This is a genomic window from Pseudomonas proteolytica (genome assembly GCF_007858275.1).
In the GTDB taxonomy this organism is placed as follows: domain Bacteria; phylum Pseudomonadota; class Gammaproteobacteria; order Pseudomonadales; family Pseudomonadaceae; genus Aquipseudomonas; species Aquipseudomonas proteolytica.
The window spans coordinates 82,151-104,746 of record NZ_VFEV01000002.1 but is presented as its reverse complement, the minus strand read 5'-3'; the positions used below and the strand labels follow the sequence as shown (position 1 = coordinate 104,746).

The window sequence follows — 22,596 nt, the reverse complement described above, 5'->3', positions numbered from 1 at the left end:
CAAGGTGGGAGCTGTCTCGCCCTGCGAGGCTGCGCTGGCGGCGGCATTGCTGGGATTGATGTTGGCTGACCTGTCGCTATCGCCGGCCAGCCAGCTCCCACATTTGATCTTCATTGCCTTGGCAGGTCGGTGCTGACTACGCCGATGACACTTTTGAAGTAAGTCGCTGCGGGCTCTTTCCTGATAATCGAGCGATCACTGACGAAATGCCGAGGCCCCGCCATGACGCGCGCATCTACTGAACAGGTCCCGCCGCAAACCCTGAGAAAAGTCATCGTCGCCGCCGGTATCGGCAATTTTGTCGAGTGGTTCGACTTTGCCGTGTATGGCTTTCTCGCCACCACCATCGCCCAGCAGTTTTTCCCCAGTGGCGATGCCAGCGCGGCGTTGCTCAAGACGTTCGCGGTATTTGCCGTGGCCTTTGCGTTCAGGCCCCTGGGCGGGATCTTTTTCGGCATGCTGGGCGATCGCATCGGCCGCAAGCGCACCCTGGCAATGACGATATTGCTGATGGCTGGTGCGACGACCTTGATCGGCTTGTTGCCCACCTATGCTGCGATTGGCGTTACGGCGCCGATCCTGTTGTCGTTGATCCGCTGCGCCCAGGGCTTTTCCGCCGGGGGTGAATACGCCGGGGCCTGTGCCTACCTGATGGAGCACGCGCCCAGCGACAAACGGGCGTGGTACGGCAGCTTTATCCCCGTGTCGACCTTTGCCGCCTTCGCCTCGGCGGCGGTGGTGGCCTATGCGCTGGAAGCCTCGCTGTCAGCCGAGGCCATGGGCAGTTGGGGCTGGCGCCTGCCGTTCCTGATCGCCGCGCCGCTGGGCCTGGTGGGGCTGTACCTGCGCTGGCGGCTGGATGAAACACCGGCGTTCCAGGCGGTGAAACAAGAGCATGCCGTGGCCCACTCGCCGCTCAAGGAAACCCTGCGCAACCATGGCGCAGCGATCTGCTGCCTGGGCGCGTTTGTGTCGCTGACGGCGCTGTCGTTTTATATGTTCACCACCTACTTTGCGACGTACCTGCAAGTGGCCGGTGGCCTGAGTCGGGCGACGGCGCTGCTGGTGTCGCTGATTGCGCTGATCTTCGCCGCGGCGATGTGCCCGGCGGCGGGCTGGTACTCCGACCGCGTCGGGCGACGCGTCACGGTGATGACCGCCTGCGGGCTGTTGATGGTGGTGGTGTATCCGTCGTTTTTGATGGCCAGCTCCGGCTCGTTCGTTGCGTCGATCGTCGGCGTGATGCTGCTGGCGGTGGGTGCGGTGTTGTGCGGTGTGGTCACGGCCGCCCTGCTCTCGGAAACCTTCCCGACCCGCACGCGCTACACCGCTTCGGCGATTACCTACAACATGGCCTACACGATCTTTGGCGGCACTGCGCCACTGGTGGCCACGTGGTTGATCAGCACAACCGGCAGCAACCTGTCGCCAGCGTTTTACCTGATTGCCGTGGCCTTGCTGGCCCTGGCCGGTGGCCTGGCCCTGCCGGAAACCTCGCGTATTTCCCTGCACGACGCCTGAGTTTGGCTGTAGAGAGCAGCGGATAAAGAAGCTGGTAGTGGCGAGGGGGCTTGTCCCCCGTTGGGCTGCGCAGCAGCCCCATTTCAATAAGACCATTGAGTTTCTTCAGGTGGGCTGAGGGGGTGGTTTTGGGGCTGCTGCGCAGCCCAACGGGGGACAAGCCCCCTCGCCACGGCAACCCTCAGTCTGCTCACTGGGGTAGGCCACCAGCGAACCTTTCTTGCACATATACCGTCCGAGCTAGGGCATTGATGCTTTTCGCCCGCTCGGAGGTTTGTGTTTGAAAGCTGCCATCGTCAAAAAGTACCGCCTGATTATCAAGACCATGGGTTATGTAGGCTGGGCATTGTTCTGGCTGCTGCTTTGGGATATTGCGGTCACCGTGGACTTCATGCTGTTCCTCAACGCCAAGATCAACCTGCCGCTGATGCCCCTGACGCTGCTCGGTTCGGCGCTGGTGGTGCTGATCAGTTTTCGCAACACCAGCGCCTATAACCGCTGGTGGGAAGCACGCACGCTGTGGGGCGCGATGGTGAATAATTCGCGTAGCTTTGCGCGCCAGGTGCTGACGTTGCTGGACGACCCCGACAACGAGGTCAACCCGATCAAGTCGACCCTGCTGCGCCGCCATGTGGCGTATGTGAATTGCCTGGCGGCGCACCTGCGGGGCGAGCCGTGCCCCGAGGAAGTGCGGGCGTTTATTCCCATGGACGAGTTCGCGCGCAACGGTGCCACCAACAACTTTGCCAACGACATCCTCACTGGTTCCGCCGCCCTGCTGGCCCGCGAGTACAAGGCCGGGCGCCTGGACAGCATTCGCCTGGCGCGGATCGAATCCACCATGGTCGACCTGTCCAACAGCCAGGGCGGTATGGAGCGCATCGCCAATACGCCGTTGCCCTACCCGTATGTGTATTTTCCACGGCTGTTTATTTCGCTGTTCTGCCTGATTGTGCCGGTGGGGTTGGTGGAGTCCCTGGGCTGGTTCACCCCGCTGGCATCGACGGTGGTGGGGTTTATGCTGCTGGCCATCGAACGGATCGGCACCGACCTGCAAAGCCCGTTTCGCTCCAGTGAACACCAGATCCAGACCGAAGCCATCTGCGAAACCATCGAAAAAAACCTGCAGTCGATGCAGCGTGATTCGTTGGGCGATGTGCACAACCGCTGACCCGCAGCCACGTGGTTGCCATTAAAAAGCCTGCATTGTCCGAGCATCTATATAATAATGCGTCGCATTAAACACTTTGTTTATCGCAATGCGCTCGCCCTCGCCGGGTGAGCGTCGCATTAGTCAGAAGGATCTCTATGCAAGGCTTTTACCTGCCCTCCCTGCGCCTGCTGGGCGTACTGTTTTTGGCGGCTTGTTCACTGACGGCCCAGGCCGCCACCGATGAAACCGACCACTCGGCCACCTTCGAAAAAAATCAACAGTCCTACGTGATCAATGCCGATGGCAGTTTCGTCCAGACCATTGAACTGGTTACGCGGATCAACGAAGAGCGCGCGATCAAGAGCAACGCGCAACGTTCGTTGAGCTACAACCGTTCTCTGGAAACCCTCGAAGTGCTTGAAGCCTTCACCCGTAAACCCGACGGCCGCCAGGTAAAGGTGAGCGCCGAGCAGATCAAGGAACAACAGGAGACAGCCTCTTCGCAGGCGCCGATGTTCCAGGACTCGCGGGTCAAGGTGGTGATTTTCCCGCAGGTGACGGTCGGTGACCGGCTGGTCCTGCGTTACCAGCGCCAGCGCACTACGGCACTGTTCCCCCAGCAATTCGAAGACTTCTTCGTGCCGGACTTCTATGACGCCGAGCAGTTGAGCCTGAGCTACGACTTGCCGGCCGACAAGCCGCTGTTTGTCGACGCCCGGGGCTTCAAGGCCAGTACCCCGGCCGCCGCCGCTGGGCGCAAGGTGTACCGTTGGGACTACGTACCGCAGGCCAAGGCGCGCATTGAAAACGGCGCCGTGTCCTATGTCGATTACGGGCAATTCCTCGCGGTCTCGACCTTCGCCAGCTACAAGGACTTTGCCCAGGCCTATAAGGCCAGGGCCCAGGTAGAAGTGACACCGGCCATTGCCGCCCTGGCCAAGCAACTCACGGCCAACCTGACCACCCCGCGCAGCAAAGCCCTGGCCCTGAGCGACTGGGTGCGCAAGAACATTCGTTATGTGGCGGTATATGTTGGCGCGGGCGGCGTAGTGCCGCATCCGGCCCAGGCCGTGCTGGATAACCGCTATGGCGACTGCAAGGACCACGTGGCCCTGCTTGAAGCCATGCTGCGCGCGGTAGCAATCGAAAGCTCACCGGTGCTGGTCAACCAGGGAAACAGCTACACCCTGGCCAAAGTGCCTACCCTGGGTGTGCTCAACCATGCGATCACTTACGTGCCGGCCCTGGATCTGTACCTGGACTCGACTGCCGCGGCCATCGCCGCGGGCTACCTGCCGATTCCGGTGCTGGGCAAACCGGTGCTGTTGACGCAGTCCGGCGAACTGGCCAAGACCCCGGCCGGGCAAACCGGCAAGGTCAGCAACGACCTGCTGTTCAAGGTCGACAGCAACGGTGCGGCGGACTTTGTGCACGCCACCACCGTGGAAGGCTGGGGTTCGGAGTTCAATCGCTACCTGCTCAATGCCATGAAACCAGCAGACCGCGACTCGATGATCCGCAATGTCCTCGGCTGGTACGGGCAAACGGGCCAGGGCACGTTCAAAAGCGACTCGCTGCAAGATGAAGTCAACCCGTTCAAGAACACCCTTGAAGGGCGCACCGACAACCTGGTCAACCTGCCAGGCCCCACCGGCGTGCCGGCGCTCAGCAGTCTGGTGGGCGGCATTGCGCAGAACGTATTTGCCTTCGCCTCGGAAAAAGACCGCACCCAAGGCTTCGGTTGCCTCTCGGGAGAAACCCAGGAGCAGGCCCGCTTCGAGTTCCCCAAGGAAGTCACCGTCCTCGCCGTGCCCAAGCCGCAGTCCCTGCAACAGGCCGGCTTTGACTACCAGGCCACCTACGCCAAGGAAGGCAATACGGTCCTGATCACCCGCTACTTCAAGTTTGCCCATGCCAACACGGTGTGCAGCCCCGAGGACTTCAAGGCGATGAAGCCGGTGATCGAAAGCATGGTCAGCGACCTGAAGAGCCAGATCATCGTGCAGACCCTGTAATCAGAAGCAACGCCCAAGCGGCCAGGTACAGCCCCATCCCAAACACCCCATGGGCCACAATGCTGCGCAACCGCGCAGTGTTGGGCTGGGGCGTTCTGGACGCAGCGATGCCTGCCCCCATCGCCGGTTGCAAGACAAAGAACGGGGCGACCACAGACAGCACGCCAAAGCTCAAGGCCGGCAGCAACGTCGGCTGCCGCGCCCACTCAATTCCCACCATCAGCAGTAGCAAAGCCGCGAAGAACACCCCGATCAGGTAATGGGTGACCCACCCCAACAGACGCTCCCCCGGCACGGGAGGCGATTTGGCGATACCGGCATGCATCCAGCGCCCACGTGGCAGATGGCCGACCCAACGGCCCACCATAGTGAAATCCAGGGAGGGCACGCCCAGGCAGCGCTTGAGCAACAACGCCCAAAGGTCCATGACCAAGGTCGCACCGGCCCCGATAACCACCGAATACCCAAGAAACTCAAGCACGTCCCTACTCCTTTTGATCGTTGGCGGTGAGAGCAACACAGAGGCTTAGGCGCCTCCAAGCAAACATTCAATTAATTGATTGAATGTTTGGCCGATGCTAGGATCTTTGCCATGAAAACGTCAAGCCCCGTATTCCCCGCCGATCATTTCACTGCCCTGGCTGACATTGCCCGGACCCTGGGCCATGCCCATCGCCTGGCCCTGCTTGAACACATTGCCCAGGAAGAACGCTCTGTCGAACAACTGGCGCAACTGTCCGGGGTGTCTGTCGCCAATGCTTCGCAGCATTTGCAGCAACTCAAGCGCGCGGGCATCGTGCAGACGCGCCGCGATGGCAAACGGGTGCTCTATAGCCTGGGAGCCGGTCCGGTGGCGCCCTTGCTGGAAGCATTGCGTGGCTACCTGGCGTTCCAGCATGCCGAGATACGCGAGGTCGCCCTCGACAGCCTGTCGCGACGTGAGCGCCTGGAGGGTATCTCCATCGAGGAGTTACTGTTGCAGATGCAAAGCCAGAGCGTGGTGTTGCTGGATGTACGCCCCGAAGATGAGTTCGCATCAGGGCACTTGCCCGGCGCGCTGAACATCCCGGCGCAGGCCCTGCAACAGCGTTTGGCAGAGCTGCCAAAAGGCAAGCACGTGGTCGCCTACTGCCGCGGGCCTTATTGCGTGCTGTCCACCGATGCCATCAACACCTTGCACGCCCATGGCTTGCCCGCGCGTCGGCTGCGCGCCGGGTTTGACGAGTGGAAAGCGGCCGGCCTGAGTGTCGAATAACCCATCGCAAGACTGGAAAAATGATCAGACTCCTGCAACCCAAAGACCTCGATAGCGTCCTGCAAATCTGGCTGGATGCCTCGCTCATCGCCCACGACTTTATCGACGCCGCCTTCTGGCAGTCGCAGGTCGAGAACATGCGCAACCTGTATATCCCGGCCTCGGAAACCTACGTCATGGAACGCGACTCAAGGGTCGTGGGTTTCTACTCGCTGCTCGATAACCAGATGGCCGCGCTGTTTGTCGCCCCCGACTGCCAGGGCCAGGGCATCGGTAAACGCTTGATGGCTCACGCCAGGACGCAGCGGCCCGTGCTGACCCTGGCGGTGTATAAAAACAACACCGCCAGTTGCCAGTTCTATCTGTCGCAAGGGTTTGTGGTGACCCATGAACAGGTCGATGAACACAGCGGCCAGGCGGAGTACCGGATGAGCAGTGGCGCCAGCGCGCCTCAGTAATCCGTCATCACCACCATCACTTCAGCGTCTGCCTCGCTTTCCGCCAGGTAGATATGGCCGATGCCGCTGTTGAAATAGGCGGTTTCGCGGCAGCCAATGCTGATGGACTCGCCCGTTTCGAATTGAATCCGCACCCGCCCGGACAGCACCACCGCAAACTCCTGGCCGGGGTGGCGGATGTAGTCGTCAAACTGGGTCAGCTCCCGGGCGAAAATGCGCGCGTACATCGGCGTCATGCGCCGCCCGGGGAAATCCCCTGCCATCGGGTGGTAATCGTAATTGCCCGTGCTGTAGCCCGCCGCGCTATCAATGGCGGTGCTGACCACCGTGGGCTGGACCAGGTTCAGCGCAGTCTTCACCGGGCTGAATAACTGCGCAATGTCCACGCCCAGCGCCCGCGCCGCCGCCGCCAGCTTTTCGTAGCTGACCGAGACCTGCGCCAACTCCATCTTCGACAGGGTCGACAGCGCCACGCCCGAACGCTCGGACAACTGCTTGAGCGTCAGCTTCTGGTCTTTGCGAATCCCCCGCAAACGGGCACCTACCTGGCTGCGATCTATCAGCGGATGGGCCGTGGAATACGAAGCGGGCGCTGTCTGATCGGAACTCATACGGACTCTCTGTCGCACAAAAAACGGGGTAAGGACTAGGGCCGGAATATTAACCCACGACGAAGGCTTGACTGGAAAATTCTCATATCCTACATTTCTCTTATGTGAGAATTATCAAAAACGAGAAAAACCTCATTCGCACACAGAAGGGACTTCGGCATGCAGGACAGTGACTGTTTCGATTTCGCCATCATTGGCGGCGGCATTGCGGGGGCGTCCCTGGCCTATCGCCTGGCCGGCGAAGCCAGTGTGGTGGTGCTCGAACGTGAGAGCCAGCCGGGCTACCACGCTACCGGACGCTCTGCCGCCATGTTCATGGAAGCCTACGGCACTGCGCAGATTCAAGCGCTGACCCGCGCCAGTCGGGCCTTCTACGAGCAACCACCGGCAGGCTTTACCGAGCACGCGCTGCTCGAGCCACGCGGCTGCCTGTATGTGGCCAGTCACGAGCAGCAAGCGTTGCTACACAAAACCTTCGACAGCCATCAGGCCAGCGCGGCCAATGTCGCGCTGATTGATCGCGAACAGGCGTTGGCATTGGTGCCTTGCCTGCGCCCGGACGTCATCGCCGGCGCCATGCTTGAAACCGAGGCCCGCGACCTCGATGTACATGCGCTACACCAGGGTTTCCTGCGGGCCATGCGTCGTGCCGGAGGGGTCTTGCAGTGTGACGCGCAGTTGAGCAGCGCCACCCGCCAAGACCGTCATTGGCTACTGACACTGGCCAACGGCCGACAACTGCGCGCGCGCAACCTGGTCAACGCCGCTGGCGCCTGGGCCGATGAGGTGGCACAGCAATGCGGCGTAGCACCGATCGGCCTGCAACCCTGTCGGCGTACCGCCTTTACCTTCGACGGCCCCGAAGGCCTGGACTTTGCAAATTGGCCCGCCGTTATCGGCATCGACGAAAGTTTTTACTTCAAACCCGACGCCGGCCAACTGCTGGGCTCACCGGCCAACGCCGATCCGGTTCCGCCACAGGACGTGATGCCCGAAGAGCTGGACATCGCCACCGGGATTTATCACATCGAAGCCGCCACCTCCCTGAGCATTCGGCGGCCCCGTCACAGCTGGGCCGGCCTGCGCTCTTTCGTGCCCGATGGCGACCTGGTGGTCGGTTGGGACGAGCGCTGTGAAGGCTTCTTCTGGCTCGCCGCCCAGGGCGGTTATGGCATCCAGTCGGCGGCCGGAGTCTCGCAACTGGCCTTTGCCCTATTGCTCGACCAACCCTTGCCCGAAGCGCTGCGGCGCCAGGGCGTCGAACCACAGCGCATGGCTCCCGCCCGCTTGCGCTGATCATTCACTCTGCAGAGGTTCCCTGTCATGCCAGAAAGTCTCCAGCGTTACCCCAGCCACCTGCCCTACCCGTTTTCCAAAGCCATTCGGGTGGGCGATTTGCTGTACCTCTCTGGGCAAGTGCCCATGGACCCGAAAGGCGAAGTGGTACGCGGTGATATCCAGCAGCAAACCGAAGCCGTCATGAGCCGCATCGGCGAAACCCTGGCCGAATGCGGCGTGGGGTTTGATCAAGTGGTCAAGGCCACGGTGTGGCTGTCGGATATGCAGCACTTCGCCGGTTTCAACGAGGTGTATGCGCGCTACTTCAAACAAGGTTTCCCGGTGCGCTCCACCGTCGGGGCGCAACTGGCGCTGGGGGTCGATGTAGAAATCGAAGTCCAGGCCTGGGTCGGCCCGCCAACCCGCTGATACCTGGCGAGGACAGCCCGTTGTCGTCACGGTGTTTCACAAGCAAGCTCGCACGCCCCTTAACAACAACAATTCAAGGGAAGTCGTCATGAAAGAAAGTCTGAAGATTGCCGGTGCATTTGTCGGTGTGATCGTTGGTGCGGGGTTCGCCTCGGGCCGGGAACTGTTGCTGATGTTCGTCGATTTCGGCGTATGGGGGTTGCTCGGTGCGGTGCTCAGCGCCGCACTGTTCACCTTCCTCGGCATGGCGCTGGCGGGCATGGGCAACCGCCTGCGTGCCACCTCCCATAAAGACGTGGTGTATGCGTTGTGCGGGCGACACCTGGGGGTACTGGTCGACCTGATGATCACCTTTTTCATGTTTGCGGTCACCGTGGTCATGCTGGCAGGCGGCGGCGCGTTGCTGGAGCAGCAGTTCGGCATCCCCGCCACATTGGGCAGCGTGGCGGTCACCCTGGTGGTAATCGCTATCGTGTGCCTGGACGTACACAAAGTCATCGGCCTGATCAGTTCGGTCACGCCGTTTCTGATCCTCACCGCCGTCGGCGTAGCACTCTACGGCGCGGCGACCCGGGGCTTGAGCTTCGCCGAGCTGGATCAGGTGGCCAGCCGCCAGAGTGCCGGCGCCAGCCATTGGCTGCTGGGGGCATTGTTGTACGTGTCCTACAACATCGTGGCCGGCGTGCCGATCCTGGCGATCATGGGCGGCGCGGCGAAAAGCGAAAAACAGGCGGTGTGGGGCGGGATTCTCGGCGGCGCCATCTTGGGCCTGCTGATGCTGGTGATGAGCCTGGGACTGTTGTCGCGCCTGGACAGCGTGGCAGACCTGCCGATGCCCATGCTGTCCATCGCCAGCGAAGCCTCGCCAGCCCTCGGCCTGCTGATGGCGGTGATTATCTTCCTGATGATCCTCAACACCGCCGTCGGCACCTTGTACTCCTTCTCGGCGCGCCTGCTGCCACCCGGCACCCGTAAATTCCGTGTGGGGTCGGCGGCCTTTGCTGCGCTGGCTTTTGCCGGCAGCCTGATCGGCTTTATCAGCCTGGTCGGCCAGGTATACCCGCTGTTTGGCTACCTGGGTTTCCTGCTGATCGCCGCCGTATTGATTGGCTGGCTGCGGCTCGGGCGCCTTGCCGGGGCAACGGGCTAAACCCAAGGCTGGTGGCTGGTCACGCAGTGAATACCACCGCCGCCTGCGGCGATGGCGTCGATATTGAGCTGCACCACCTTGCGCCCCGGATAGAGTTTGGACAACAGGTCGAAGGCCTTGCGGTCGGCGGCCTTGTCGCCAAACTCTGGCGCAATCACCGCGCCATTGATCACAAAGTAGTTGATGTAGCCGGCGGCATAATCCGGGTTGTCACGGCTAAAGCGGTTGCTGCGGGGGTTGAGTGGCGGCGACACAGTGTGCACTTGCAGCGGCCGGCCATCGGCATCGGTGGCCTGCTTGAGAATGTCCAAGTGGGCCAAAGTGACTTTGTGGTCGTAAGACTCAGGGTCAGTGTCCAGGTTGGCGATGACCACGCCCGGCGCGACAAAACGTGCGTAAAAGTCGACATGGGCGTCGGTAATGTCTTTGCCCTTGATGCCCGGCAACCAGATGATCTTGCGCAAGCCCAGCCGGGCTTTCAGTTCGGCCTCCACATCGGCCTTGCTCCAGCCCGGGTTGCGGTTGGCATTGATCCAACTGCTTTGGGTCATGATCCCGGTACCGTGTCCATCCACTTCGATGGCACCGCCCTCACCTACCAGGTCGGTGCGGATAGAGGTTGCGCCTGCCAGCTCGGCAACGTGCGCCGCCAACTCGGCGTCGTCGGCGTGCTGCTGCTTGTTGCCCCAGCCATTGAAGTTGAAGTCCACCGCGCCCAACTGGCCCTGGTCATCCACGACAAAGTTGGCGCTGGTGTCACGCATCCAGATGTCATCCAACTCGGCGTGTACGAAGGTGATATTGCGGGTGCCGCATTTTTCTTCGGCCAGCTCACGCTCATCCTCGCGACAGAACACCGTGACTGGCTCGTACTCGGCAATCGCCCTGGCGATACGGCCCAAGGCGTCTTGCACGGCGGGGGTAAAGTCTTCGTGGATCGACTCCTGAGCGCCAAAGGCGATAAAGGCGCGCTGGTGTTTCTCACCCTCATCGAGCATGAACCAGCGGCCCTGGACCGCCGCTAAAACGGGCAGCCCCATGGACGTGGCGGCGCCCAGGCTGGCCACCACTGCGGCCTGTTTGATGAATTGGCGACGTGTACTCATGTGTACCTCTGTGTGGGCCATCATTGACCGATGGCCGTCTTGAATTTAGTCCATACCCGCATGCGTGCACGCATATCGGCCTGGGGAATATCCTGGCCGGCCACCAGCCGCTGGAACGTGGTGGCGTCCGGATAAATCTGCGGGTTATTGCCCATGGTGGGATCAACGCCGGCACGAGCCTTGGCATTGGCCGTGGGGTAACCGGTGGTGTTACTGATGGCCGCCATGTTCTCTGGGCGCATGACAAAGTTGATGAACGCGTAGGCGTATTCCGGATGCCGGGCATCCACGGGTATGGCCATGGTGTCCATCCACACCGTCGTGCCTTCGCGGGGAATGTGGTACTGGAACCGTACCTTTTTACCCGCCGCATCGGCCGCCCGTTGCGCCTGGGTCATGTCGCCGCTGTAGCCCAGGGACAGGCACAGGTTGCCATTGACCAGGTCGGTCACCGGCTGCGACTGGAACTTGCGGATAAATGGCCGCAGCTTGAGCAACAGTTCACTGGCCGCAGCCAGGTCCTCGGGCTTGGCACTGCGCGGTTCGCGCCCCAGGTAGATCAGCGCAACGGCCAGTACTTCATCGGGCGAGTCGATCAGCGAGATGCCGCAATCGGCAAATTGGCGGGCCAGCTCTGGCTTGAACAACAGGTCCAGGCTATTGACCGGTGCATTCGGCATACGCTGTAGGATTTGCTCAGCGTTATAGGTCAGGCCAATCGTGCCCCAGGTGTAGGGCACTGTGGCCTGATTGGACGCACGGTAATGGTTGCGCAGTTGTTGCAGGCCCGGCTCGATATCCGCCAAAGCCTCAAGTTTTGCCGGATCCAGCGGTTGCAGGCTGCCAGCGCGCATCAAGCGTTCGCCCACGGTATCGCCAGGAAAAATCAGATCGTAGCCACTGCCACCGGCCATCAGCTTGGCCTCCAGGGTCTCGCTGCTGTCCATCACGTCGTAGATCACCTGGATCCCGGTTTCGGCGGTGAAGCGGGCCAGGGTGTCCTCGGCAAAATAGTCGGCCCAGTTGTACAGGCGCAGGATCTTTTCATCGGCCTGGACCGTCGGGATGACGATGCTCAGGGCCAGGGTGCAGTGGATCAGCTTCATGTCATACCCCTTGGGTCTGCCAGCGTGGATGCAGGTGGCGACCGTCCTGGGTCAGCAAGCCGCCATACATTTCCGGACGGCGGTCGCGGTAGATGCCCCAGGTCAGGCGCTCTTCGGCCATGCTCGCCAGGTCCAGGCGCTGGAGCAGCACACCGCTGCTGGTGCGGTCAGCCTCGGCCAGCAGCGCGCCTTTGTGATTGCAGATAAACGACGAGCCGTAGAAGTCCATCTGCAAGGCCGCATCAGTGGTCGCCACTTCCCGGCCAACACGATTGGCCGCCACCACCGGCAGCAGATTGGCCGCCGCATGCCCGCGCATGGTCATCTGCCAGTGATCACGGGAGTCCAGGCTGGCACAGCCGGGTTCGGAACCGATGGCGGTGGGAAACAGCAACACCTCAGCACCCAGCAACGCCAGGCAGCGTGCGGTCTCGGGGAACCACTGGTCCCAGCAGATGCCCACGCCGAGACGGCCAAACGCGGTGTCCCAGACCTTGAAACCGGTGTCGCCGGGGCTGAAGTATTCCTTCTCCTGATAGCCGATGGCATTGGGGATATGAGTCTTGCGATACACCCCCAGCAACTGCCCGTCAGCATCGGCCATGCTCAATGAGTTGAAGTAGGCATTGCCGGCCTTTTCGAACCAGCTCAACGGCAGCACCACTCCCAGTTCTTTGGCCAGCGCGGCGAAGCGCTTGAGCAGCGTGCTATGTCGATACTCCTCGGCCAAAGCCAGGTGCTTGTGTTGTTGTTCGATGCAGAAATACGGCGTGGCGAACAGCTCTTGCAGCAGGATGACCTGGGCGCCCTGGCTGGCCGCCTCACGCACCAGGCGCTCGGCTTGATCAAGGTTGTGCTGCAAATTCCAAGTGCAGGGCATCTGGGTGGTGGCGATGGTCAGCAGGGTCATGGCATCACCCCTTTACCGGCCAGGCCGGCTGCTGCTGGGTGATGCAATGCACACCGCCGCCGCCATGGGCCAGGTGGTTGATACGCACCGGCACCACCTCACGACCAGGGAATGCCTGGGCCAGCACATCGGCGGCGACCTGGTCGGCCGCAATGCCATAGGCCGGCATGATGATCGCGCCATTGGCGATGTAGAAGTTGGTGTAGGACGCACAAAACACCTCGGCGTCGGTTTCCACCGCCTCGCTGGCCTCATAGAGTTCGATCAACTCGAACCGGCGACCCTGGGCATCGGTAGCCAATTCCAGGGCGCGACGGTTTTCCCTGGCTACTTCGGCGTAAACCGAAGCCTGATCATGGGTGGCGTCGACCAGCAACACGCCAGGCCGGGCAAAGGCACACACGCCATCGACATGGCCATCGGTCATGTCCCCGGTGACATACTGCGGATCGCCCGGCAGCCAGATGGTTTTTGTCACCCCCAACCAGCGCGCAAAGATCGCCTCCATCTCGGTTTTGCTCATGCCCGGGTTGCGGTTGGGGTTGAGTAACACCGACTCGGTGGTGATCAACGTACCCTGACCATCCACATGGATCGCCCCGCCTTCATTGCTCAACGGCGTGCCGAAACAAGGCAGGCCCAAGTGGTTGAGGGTACGCCTGGCCAGGCTTTCATCCAGGTCATGGGCCGACTTGCCACCCCATGCGTTAAAGCGCCAACTGACACCGGCCAGCCCCAGTTGCGGGTGACCAATAAAGCTGGGGCCGGAATCGCGGCACCAACTGTCGTTGACCGCCAGTGCGATCAGTTCAATGTTGGGGCCGCACAGGGCTTTGGCACTGTCGAGTGCAGACGGGTCAACCACCAGTTTCACCGGTTCGAAACGCGCAATGGCATTGGCGACCCGGGCAAAATCCGCCTGCACCTGGGACAAGGTCACACGCCATCCCGACTCCCAGAGCGCCTGATTGTGGGGCCAGACCATCCAGGTCGCCGCATGCCTGGCCCACTCCGCCGGCATCCACCAATCGCTGTGTTGCATGTCGTTATGCAGCATGACAAACCCCTTCTGAGTTAAGCCCTTGTGTTCACCAAAAACGGCGTACACGTTATGAGGATGCATGCTACGTTTGGCAAAATCGCCGGACAAACGATGGATTTTGCAGACAAATGATTAGAGAAACTTATCAGCATGCTTAAGCACTGGCCGCCCCTGGGGGCACTGCGTGGCTTTGAAGCGGCAGCGCGGCTGGGCAGTTTTCACAAGGCTGCCAACGAGCTGCACCTGACCCAATCGGCCATCAGCCAGCAGATCCGCAGCCTGGAAGCGTACCTGGAACAGCCGTTGTTCTTTCGCAATGGACGCAGCGTCGCCCTGACCGATGCCGGCCACGATTTCCTCAGCACCACCCAGGCCCTGTTGCAACAACTGTCGGTGGGCGTGCGCCGGCTAGGGCAGTACCGCAAAGCCAATCAACTGGTGCTCAACACCACCCCCGCCTTTGCCCGCCACTGGCTGCTGCCGCGCCTGGCCGACTTCCGCCAGCGCCACCCGGACGTGGATTTATGGTTGTTCAGCACCGATGAAGTACCGGACATGGGCACCCAGACCATCGACCTCGCCGTACGCGATGACATCAGCGCCCAGGCCGAATGCAGCTTCAAAGTGCTGCATGCCGACCGCCTGTATCCGGCCGCCCATCCCCGCGTACTGGCACTGCCCCGCGAGCAGCGCACTACCCTGCATGGCGAGCGGGAAATGGACTGGAGCCATTGGGCGGTAGAGGCCGGGATCGACGTAGGCCAGCAGGACCAGGGCCTGAACTTCTCCGACCCTGGCCTATTGCTGGACGCAGCCTGTGGCGGCCTGGGCATCGCGCTGGTCAGCCTATTGCTAAGCCAGCACGCACGGGACAGCGGCCTGCTGCAACCGTTGGTCGACGCGACCATCCGCGGCCCCAACTGGGCCCTGCTGACCCACCGCGACAGCGAAAACGACCCACTGGCGCGCAGCTTCAGCCAGTGGTTGCTGAACAACCTGGCGCAGGGTGCCCCGTATGAATGAAGGACTGGAAGACATCCTGGCCGAGCGGCTGGCAGTGATTTTTTGCGGGATCAATCCGGGCCTGCTCGCAGCAGCCCAGGGCCATCACTTTGCTGGGCGCGGCAACCGCTTCTGGCGCACCTTGCACCTGGCCGGGTTTACCCCGCATCAAGTGCGGCCCGAGGATGACCGGACGCTCTTGCAGCACCACTGCGGGCTGACAACGGTCGTAGAGCGGCCGACGGCGCGGGCGGATCAATTGTCGCGAGAGGAATTCAAGGCGGCGGCTGAGGGTTTTGAAAACAAGATCCGCCATTATGCACCGCGCTATGTGGCGTTCTTGGGCAAGGCGGGTTACTGCGCACTGTCGGGTCAGCGAGAGGTCGCGTGGGGCCTGCAATCCCGGACGTTGGGGGATGCTGCGGTCTGGGTGCTGCCCAACCCCAGTGGACGGAACTTGGCGTTTAACCTGGAACAGCTGGTTGAGGCGTATGGGCAGCTCTATCTGGCAGCATTGCCCAACATTGACGGGTAGTATCAGGCATCAAATCCCAAGCAAAAAAAAGCCTGCATCGCTGCAGGCTTTTCTCTATCTGGCTCCACGACCTGGACTCGAATAAAAAAATAAGTATTTGTTTTACAATGAAATTATGCTGATTTTTAGTATTCATATCCCTACGATTATCCTAATCAAGCCCGTATTTTTATTGGAGTTCTTTCGATACCCCATGAGCACGGCGGCAGCAAGCTTCTGAAGGTGGCGTACGCAGGCCATACTGTGATGGATGAGGAAAACACATCCGAGTGACTGCTTTGGCTGTGGATTCAACCGGTCGATGTGACTTCTGTATAAGTACGCTGTGTCGTCAGTCTGGTTTGAATGCGTGTATGTGCCTCGACAAACAAAGCCACCTGGCCAAAGCTCAGCGGCTACTCAGTCAGGGATCGGATCAAACGAAACTAGCGTGAACGAGGATACGCCGCCTCGTTTCATATTGGCCCTCCACCGAGCTACCAGCGCTGCGGTTGTAGGTACATTTCCTCCGCCATTGACACTGTTTTTACATGTGACCAAACCCTTAGCTGTGAGTCGAAGAAGCTGAATCCTCCCGACATCATGGGCTTTCTCCAGCCATTTCTGAGCGATCCAATAGCTCACGGCAGAAGGGCTCATGAGACGATTAAGTACGTCGCGACGCATTTCAGTAACTTTGGTCAAAAACTCAACGTCACCCTGCGCAAGATGAAACGCTGCGATAGTGCGACCTCGACCGCTGGCTGTTAAAGGGCTGTCATAATCACCAGGCACATAAAACTCAATTGAGGACATAGCTACCTCCAAGTTAGCAATTCTTCGAGCGGCACGGCGGGAACAGGCCTACGAACCACGTCTCACTTAATAGGATGATCAACTGTCAACCACGTTAGAGTTAGAGTAGGTCCATGGTGGCCATGGAATCAGCCATACGGTAGCCCATCGCTTTGTAACCCGCCTGGCGCTTATCCCACATCCTCAGCAGCGCGACATTACCCTCGTCAACGAAGTCGATCACTCGCACGTCGGCCTTATCGGCATGCGATCGATGCAACCGCCCCGCATATTGCTGAAGGATTCCCTTCCATGAGATGGGCATTGCCAGCACCAGCGTGTCCAACGGCGGGTGATCGAAGCCTTCACCTACTAGTTTTCCTGTTGCCAACAGCACCCGTGGAGCATCAGGGGGAAGGGACTCAAGCTCATGCATACGGGAAAGGCGCTGTTTCTTAGGCACTCGCCCATGAAGCGTGAAAAGGTTATGCACACGCTGCTTCAATTCTAATTCAAGGGCATCCACATGTTCCGTCCGCTCCGTTAGCACTAGAATTTTTCTACCCTCGTTGTACGCCAGCTCAATCTCCGAGACGATTTTGGCTGTCCGCTCAGAGTCGTCGGCTAGACGCCGAAAAACGTCCTGAATCCCAAAGCCGTCGGGGACCACTATTGGTTTGGACAGCAATCGAGGCACGACAGATAGGTCATGAGGCGCATTCGCTGGCCGAGCAGCAGAATGTCGGATCGGTCCGCACTGCATGAAAATAATAGGCTGCTGCCCATCTCGGCGCACTGGGGTTGCCGTGAGTCCCAGCACGTACCGCGCGGTCGCGCTCCTCAGTAGTGTCTCGAATGACACTGCTGATAGGTGATGACACTCATCAACGATGATCTGGCCGTAGTTTTTTACCTGATCGCTGATCTCGCCTTTTCGCGATAACGACTGCATTACGGCAATGTCGATGATGCCGGTAAGCTTCGCTTTTCCGCCTCCAAGAGTTCCAACGACACCATTCCCGACTCCCAAGAACACCTGCAAGCGCTCTTGCCACTGCCTTAACAGTTCCGTCCGATGCACAAGCACCAACGTGTTAATGCCACGTGCGGCAATCAACGCAGCAGCACTCACTGTTTTACCGAAAGCAGTCGGTGCGCAGAGGATACCGGTGTCATGACTTAGCATTGCGCTGACAGCAGCCTCTTGGTCAGAACGCAGGGTCCCGAGAAAACTCACGTCGATGGGGTCGCCCGCGAAGCGTTCGTCTTTAAGAATAGCGGTAACCCCGTTTTCCCCTAAAAGCTCCAGCGCAGCATCCAAACAGCCACGTGGTAACGCAACATGTTTGGGGAAGTTCTGGGCACAGCCGATAATCCTTGGCTTGTTCCACACTGACATGCGCATGGCCTGAGCTTTGTAGAACTCAGGATTTTGAAAGGCAGCGAGCCGGACAAGCTGGTTTGCCAATGGCTGTGGCAATTCCGACTTTTCAAAGTAAATTAAGTTAGCCAGCGTGATGTTGACAGCAGCAGGCAACGGGCATGTCAATTTACGTGATCTCGATTCACGATCTTTCCAAGGTTCTGCATCACCTTCGTCATCGACATAGGCGACCCCTAGAGGGTCCCGATTACCCATCGCCTGGATAATAACGGGCTGGATATCTTCTGGACTCATGCGCTGAATCGATGCCAGGAAGGCCCATTGATCAGGATGAGGCTCAAGCGAGTCGTCTACAAAAACGCTATTGTTTTGGGCCCTGGCCCGCTTTTGCAAAGGGAGCGCGATGAGATTTCCAAAGCCGCCTTTGGGCATATAGTCCTGGTTTGGAAACAGTCGATCATAGGAGCTGAGCGCCAACTGGCGGGTGCGCTCACAGGCATGACTGATGATTGCGGCACCGAGGCGGCGCGCATCGCAGGCAGGAACATTACGCTCAAAGAAAATCCAGCCATGAGCCCCTTGGCCTGAGCGCGATATTTCCAGCGCCACCGGGACGTTCAGCTCATGGCATGACTGCACAAAAGCTTTGGAATCATCACGCCATTCGGCCTCATCGAAGTCGACCGCCAAAAAATAACAAGTGTCATCAGAGAGTAGGGGGTAGATACCAACGACCACTTCGCCCGCCAGATGGCGATAGACCACCTCATCGGTCAGCGGAAGCAGCTGGCGGTTACCGCAGTCGCCACATTTAATTCGGGGCTTCTCACAAACGCCAGGCCTCCATTCGTTTGCGCAAGCGGGTGCGTATCCTGATTTGCCTGCCTTGCTTTCCCAGCGGGTGGGATAAACGTCCGTCCTACCACGAAACAAGCTTCGGAATAGGGCAAGCTTTCCATCAGTATCGAGTTGCTGTGATTGTTCTGCTTGGACAATCGCTATCTTGACTGGCTCAGCAGGCGGGCGCCATTCGATGCCATGAGCATCCAGCAAGGCAACCAATCTTGCATTCTCAGCCCTTAGCTTCGCCACCAGACTACTGTTTATCACCGCCTTCAGCCTCTACGTCTCAGGTGAAGCCTGTAGCCTCGAGCTACAACCCTCAGTCCATCAGTAATACATAGAGGTTATCAAACAACAGAGGTTAGGTTCAGGGGCTCAAGAGGTCCGCCCTAATCCCCGTCAAGTCGTTGGCTGGCTCAATCTGCCGGTGAGGGATACAGAGCGCGCAGTTGCTGGCATTCGGCTAACGTGGAAAATTCCAGGATTTTCCTAGGCGCAGAGTGATCAGGCTTGTGGTCAGCAGGTAGTAGTAGCGCGTCGATTTCGAGTTTGAGCTCATGTGATGGTTCAAAAACCAAACGAGATGCTTTCTTTGCCATGTCCATGGATTATCTCGGCTCCAGCGTTCAGAAATGGCTGCTTGAATAGTCTTGGCCTGGCGGATGTGACGTTCGCGTGTGGCATGTGCGCCAGTCAGTGCCCCAGCCAAGAAGATCTCCATATCGAATGGTTTATTCATACCCGACCACCGATGTACGCCGATACCACGTCGATTCGACCGTGTCCCAGCTCATAGCTGATTTGTAAGCGGGCCTCTCGATCAAGGCGTGGATCGAGGCGCCTGCACCTGCCACCGTTGATGGGCGCTAGGTGATGGGTGATCTGCTCATAGCGTTCGCACGCATAAGCCGCGCGCAGTTCGTGGAAGCCTTTGAGGTTGTGCGTATGGAGGATATCTCGGGCGGGGCGGACGATTTCCCGTTGGAAATCAAGGTAGCTCTCGTTCGGTGCCAGGAAGTTGCGGCTACCGTCGGGAGAGACCTGTTCGGCGTACCTGAGCGCTTCGCGAATATGGTCATCCACCGTGATCCAACGAGGCGCGGTTGCGCCGCCGCGGCCACCTTTGGTGCCGTCCTGGATGTTGATCTTGTCGTAGTGTTCGGCTTCACGCTTGAGTCGCGGTAGGTCGGCCAGAATCGCTTCTCGCAGACGCATGCCAGTGGCACGTGCCAATTGAGCGATGGCGGCGGCACGCGGATGCTGTTCGCGGAGCGCTTCGACGATGCGCATCACGTGTTCGTGATCTTGGCCTTGAGGATTTGTCGTGCGCACGGTGATGCGCTGTGTTCCCAAAGCCTTGCTCGGACTTGGCACTTTCACATATTGATCACCGCGAAGCGCAGCCATGGTCCGATTCACGCTGGACAGCCGATTTTGTGCGGTAGCGATGGCGAGATCGCTGCGCTCAACCAGGTGACGCAGATGCGCCGCGTAATCCAGCAAGGTCTGCCGATCAATCTGCCGAGCATCGTTAAACCCCGGGCCATCCTCCGACCGACACCAGCGCACAAACGCCTGCCAGCGATCACCGTGCCGTAATGCCCGCCGCCAAACAGATCTTTTAGCGCTTGCGGCCCGGCATAGCTCAGCTGCCGACCATAGCCAAAATTGCGCCCATCCCGTCTACCTACCAACGCCATGATCACATTCCTCTCGAAGCCAAACTCTTAAAACCTTCCCCCACGTCATCCCGCCAAGAATGTTGAGTGTTATCAGGGATCAAGGCCCCTGCGACCTGTGAGGGTTGTCCACTAACGCGGGACTGGCGGCTCCTTACGACCGGGAGCTTGGGCATCTCATGATCTGGCCTCCTGAACACTTCCGAGGAAGTGGGCGGGTGGAGGCTGCATTGGCTGACGAGACCATCGCCGCGAGATCCTGAGTCAGGTGAAGGCAGTGAAGCGACGACCGGGGCATACCTGACTGTCAGTCAGGTGCAGTCCATTCCCTGGGCTGCGGCACCATCATCGGCATCGCTGTTGCTGGTGACATCGGTGTTTGTCGCGCCGATTGTCACGAGGGGGAATGCCGCAAAGCCTGGTACGAGGTGGGCTGCAGCAGTGGTAGGTGCGCCCGTCTCTTTCCGGGAGAAAGAGACGGGCGCAGGTTGGCGCAATGAAATGGCCACGCGGATAAGTTGCTGCAGGGCAGATATGAAGGGGTATGAGTTGCCGCAGTGGGCACACTAGTAAAAGTAGGCATCCATCACATCGCTGTGACCGTGCGAGCCGCCGGACGCTAATCGCACTTTGGGAGAACCACCACGGTGTGGCGTAGCCTTAAAGGTTCTGGCTACCTGGGTTGCTGTCAACGACAGCGCTTTGCCCGACCTTTTCTACGCCTGTGGAGAATTAGGGTCAAGGCTCGAATTTTCGGGAGTTCTGCGGCTGTGGATGAAATTATCCACTAATGGAAATCAGTGGTTTTCCACAGACAATTGCGTGGGCTTTAGATTTTTTAAGTGAGGTCCATCCAAACAGGGCGGCTTTGCAGCCCTGTTTGGATGGACCCGCGTGGACAAACGGATCACTGAGATATGAGGACCGAGCGCTTACTCAGTTGCGCCACGTTTTGCTTTTAGGCGAGTGACATTCGCACCCGTCTGATTGGCGAATTCGCGTGGGCTGACATGCTTCTGCTGATTAGCCTCAAGGTAGCGACTCCACCAGTTCATGATCAGCCTGCGCTCCTCGATGAACTCGGCCTTGTGGATGTAGGCGGCGCGGACGTTGTTGCGTTCCTTGTGGCTCATCTGCCGCTCGATGGCTGTGTCCGTCCACAAACTTGACTCGATCAGTGCGCTGCAGGCCATCGAACGAAACCCATGCCCACAGATCTCGGATTTGGTGTCGTACCCCATCTTCCTAAGCGCGCTGTTCACCGTGTTTTCGGACATTGGTTTCCAAGACTTGGTATCGCCTGCGAACACCAAGTCAAATTTGCCTGTGATTGCGTGGATCTGCTCGAGCAGGGCGATCGCTTGCGGCGATAAGGGTACAAGATGGATATCGCCTGCCATCTTCGTACCCCTTGTGGAAAAGGGTACGCCTTCCAACGCTGGTCGCGTGTCGGGTATTTCCCAGACACCACGTTTGAGGTCGAACTCGCTCCAGCGGGCGAAGCGCAGCTCGCTGGAGCGTACAAACACGTGCAGCGACAGCAAGACCGTCAGCCGGGTAAGTGCGCGGCCTTTATAGGTGTCGATCCGTTCCTGCAATTCAGGCAAGCGCGATAAGGATAAGGCGGGGCGGTGGACGACCCGCGAGGCTTTGATCGAGCCTACGAGGTCGTAAGCAGGGTTTACGGTGATAAGCCGGAGGCGCTTTGCCTCGCGCATGATGCTCTGCAGGTAGTTTTGTACCCTTAAAGCAATGTCTATCGTTCCGCGCTTCTTAATCGCGTCCAGGGGCCGCATAAGGTCGTGGGTATCAAGGTCGACAATGGCGCGGGCGCCGATCAGCGGGAAGAGGTGAGTTTTGAGGCGACTCATCACTGTCTTGGAATAGTCCGGTGCCCACTTGGCTGACATTTCCGTGTGCCAGCCGAGGGCAACGCTTTCAAAGGTGCGGCCTTTGATCAGAGCGTCCGTCTTGGCTTGGTTCTTGGCTCCTATAGGGTCAATGCCAGCCGCCAGCATTCGCTTGACCTCCAAGCGCTTGCGGCGCGCATCCGCGAGGCCAACGATGGGGTAGTTGCCGAATGAGGTCAGTCCTTCCCGGCCATCAGGTTTGACGTATCTGAGACGCCAGCCTTTGCGGCCATTGGGTTGGACTAGAAGGTAAAGGCCGTCGCCGTCGAAAAGCTTGTAGGCGCGGTCTGTGGGCTTGGCCGAACGGCAAGCGGCGTCGGAGAGTGGAGCAGTAGTGCGCGACATAAGGGTACTCCCTTTTATCGAACTGACCTTTATCCCAAACTCTACCCTTAAAATGGCTGGTATCCACCGGAATCCGACAGAACGCCAAAA

20 protein-coding genes and 1 pseudogene are annotated in these 22,596 nt (G+C 59.6%); 10 read left to right on the top strand and 11 right to left on the bottom strand.

Translation table 11 applies throughout. From position 1 onward, the window contains the following. Nucleotides 1-222 precede the first annotated feature (222 nt). The 3 genes from FIV38_RS01965 (at nt 223) to FIV38_RS01955 (ending at nt 4,689) form a co-directional block, all read left to right on the top strand. Complete coding sequence (locus FIV38_RS01965; protein WP_070994551.1) at nt 223-1,521, top strand: MFS transporter; 1,299 nt, start codon at nt 223-225, stop codon at nt 1,519-1,521. Nucleotides 1,522-1,801: 280 nt separating this feature from the next. Continuing rightward, nucleotides 1,802-2,692, top strand: coding sequence for a bestrophin family protein (locus FIV38_RS01960; RefSeq protein WP_029294032.1), 891 nt, complete (start codon nt 1,802-1,804; stop codon nt 2,690-2,692). A 137-nt stretch (nt 2,693-2,829) separates the two neighbouring features. Continuing rightward, the gene (locus FIV38_RS01955) at nt 2,830-4,689 is read left to right on the top strand and encodes a DUF3857 domain-containing transglutaminase family protein (RefSeq protein WP_092231496.1); all 1,860 of its coding nucleotides are present in this window, start codon (nt 2,830-2,832) and stop codon (nt 4,687-4,689) included. On the opposite strand, the gene FIV38_RS01950 is transcribed toward FIV38_RS01955, so the two are convergent. Then, nucleotides 4,670-5,170 carry a DUF2938 domain-containing protein gene (locus FIV38_RS01950; protein ID WP_268876872.1) on the bottom strand — a complete coding sequence of 167 codons (501 nt, stop codon included), beginning with the start codon at nt 5,168-5,170 and terminating at the stop codon, nt 4,670-4,672. The two genes, FIV38_RS01955 and FIV38_RS01950, sit on opposite strands and share 20 nt — an antisense overlap. Before the next feature lie 111 nt (nt 5,171-5,281). On the opposite strand from FIV38_RS01950, the gene FIV38_RS01945 reads away from it, so the two are divergent. Together FIV38_RS01945 and FIV38_RS01940 are read left to right on the top strand one after the other, a co-directional pair. Next, complete coding sequence (locus FIV38_RS01945) at nt 5,282-5,944, top strand: ArsR/SmtB family transcription factor (RefSeq protein WP_092231499.1); 663 nt, start codon at nt 5,282-5,284, stop codon at nt 5,942-5,944. Nucleotides 5,945-5,964: 20 nt separating this feature from the next. Next, a complete protein-coding gene (locus tag FIV38_RS01940) occupies nt 5,965-6,402 on the top strand; it encodes an N-acetyltransferase (RefSeq protein WP_092231502.1) in 438 nt (145 codons plus the stop codon). On the opposite strand, the gene FIV38_RS01935 is transcribed toward FIV38_RS01940, so the two are convergent. Beyond that, on the bottom strand, nt 6,396-7,013 hold the full coding sequence (locus FIV38_RS01935) for a helix-turn-helix domain-containing protein (RefSeq protein WP_092231505.1): 618 nt from the start codon (nt 7,011-7,013) through the stop codon (nt 6,396-6,398). The two genes, FIV38_RS01940 and FIV38_RS01935, sit on opposite strands and share 7 nt — an antisense overlap. Before the next feature lie 159 nt (nt 7,014-7,172). Between FIV38_RS01935 and FIV38_RS01930 the strand changes: the two genes are divergently transcribed. From FIV38_RS01930 to FIV38_RS01920, 3 genes are all read left to right on the top strand, one after another. Beyond that, nucleotides 7,173-8,309 (top strand): NAD(P)/FAD-dependent oxidoreductase, encoded by a 1,137-nt coding sequence (locus tag FIV38_RS01930; RefSeq protein WP_092231508.1) that lies wholly within the window; start codon nt 7,173-7,175, stop codon nt 8,307-8,309. A 27-nt stretch (nt 8,310-8,336) separates the two neighbouring features. Continuing rightward, a complete protein-coding gene (locus FIV38_RS01925; RefSeq protein WP_070994556.1) occupies nt 8,337-8,720 on the top strand; it encodes a RidA family protein in 384 nt (127 codons plus the stop codon). An 88-nt stretch (nt 8,721-8,808) separates the two neighbouring features. Continuing rightward, the gene (locus FIV38_RS01920) at nt 8,809-9,870 is read left to right on the top strand and encodes a YkvI family membrane protein (protein WP_092231512.1); all 1,062 of its coding nucleotides are present in this window, start codon (nt 8,809-8,811) and stop codon (nt 9,868-9,870) included. On the opposite strand, the gene FIV38_RS01915 is transcribed toward FIV38_RS01920, so the two are convergent. From FIV38_RS01915 to FIV38_RS01900, 4 genes are read right to left on the bottom strand one after another with little or no spacing between them, the layout of a single operon-like run. Next, entirely contained in the window at nt 9,867-10,976 is a 1,110-nt protein-coding gene (locus tag FIV38_RS01915; protein ID WP_092231515.1) for an agmatine deiminase family protein, read from the bottom strand. The two genes, FIV38_RS01920 and FIV38_RS01915, sit on opposite strands and share 4 nt — an antisense overlap. Nucleotides 10,977-10,996: 20 nt before the next feature. Beyond that, on the bottom strand, nt 10,997-12,082 hold the full coding sequence (locus FIV38_RS01910) for an extracellular solute-binding protein (RefSeq protein ID WP_092231518.1): 1,086 nt from the start codon (nt 12,080-12,082) through the stop codon (nt 10,997-10,999). A gap of 1 nt (nt 12,083) precedes the next feature. Then, nucleotides 12,084-12,992, bottom strand: coding sequence for an N-carbamoylputrescine amidase (aguB, locus tag FIV38_RS01905; RefSeq protein ID WP_092231521.1), 909 nt, complete (start codon nt 12,990-12,992; stop codon nt 12,084-12,086). Nucleotides 12,993-12,996: 4 nt separating this feature from the next. Continuing rightward, nucleotides 12,997-14,049, bottom strand: a complete 1,053-nt coding sequence (locus tag FIV38_RS01900) for an agmatine deiminase family protein (RefSeq protein ID WP_092231524.1) — start codon at nt 14,047-14,049, stop codon at nt 12,997-12,999. A 135-nt stretch (nt 14,050-14,184) separates the two neighbouring features. Here FIV38_RS01900 and FIV38_RS01895 point away from each other — a divergent pair, with 135 nt between their 5' ends. Both FIV38_RS01895 and mug read left to right on the top strand, forming a co-directional pair. Further along, nucleotides 14,185-15,057, top strand: coding sequence for a LysR substrate-binding domain-containing protein (locus FIV38_RS01895; RefSeq protein WP_092231527.1), 873 nt, complete (start codon nt 14,185-14,187; stop codon nt 15,055-15,057). Next, nucleotides 15,050-15,571, top strand: coding sequence for a G/U mismatch-specific DNA glycosylase (mug, locus tag FIV38_RS01890; RefSeq protein WP_092231530.1), 522 nt, complete (start codon nt 15,050-15,052; stop codon nt 15,569-15,571). The genes FIV38_RS01895 and mug overlap by 8 nt, the downstream gene beginning before the upstream one ends. A 399-nt stretch (nt 15,572-15,970) precedes the next feature. On the opposite strand, the gene FIV38_RS01885 is transcribed toward mug, so the two are convergent. The 5 genes and pseudogenes from FIV38_RS01885 to FIV38_RS01860 all read right to left on the bottom strand — a co-directional run bounded on the left by FIV38_RS01885 (nt 15,971) and on the right by FIV38_RS01860 (nt 22,506). Then, nucleotides 15,971-16,366, bottom strand: coding sequence for a hypothetical protein (locus FIV38_RS01885; protein ID WP_139273532.1), 396 nt, complete (start codon nt 16,364-16,366; stop codon nt 15,971-15,973). Nucleotides 16,367-16,466: 100 nt separating this feature from the next. Further along, nucleotides 16,467-18,839: a TOTE conflict system archaeo-eukaryotic primase domain-containing protein gene (locus tag FIV38_RS01880; RefSeq protein WP_092231533.1), complete on the bottom strand. Its 2,373-nt coding sequence runs from the start codon at nt 18,837-18,839 to the stop codon at nt 16,467-16,469. A 196-nt stretch (nt 18,840-19,035) separates the two neighbouring features. Then, nucleotides 19,036-19,311 (bottom strand): hypothetical protein, encoded by a 276-nt coding sequence (locus FIV38_RS01875; RefSeq protein ID WP_083235917.1) that lies wholly within the window; start codon nt 19,309-19,311, stop codon nt 19,036-19,038. After that, nucleotides 19,308-20,272 (bottom strand): annotated as a pseudogene (locus FIV38_RS01870) (integrase domain-containing protein). Before FIV38_RS01870 ends, FIV38_RS01875 begins: the two are co-directional and overlap by 4 nt. 911 nt (nt 20,273-21,183) lie before the next feature. After that, complete coding sequence (locus tag FIV38_RS01860) at nt 21,184-22,506, bottom strand: tyrosine-type recombinase/integrase (protein ID WP_068576811.1); 1,323 nt, start codon at nt 22,504-22,506, stop codon at nt 21,184-21,186. Nucleotides 22,507-22,596: the final 90 nt, after the last annotated feature.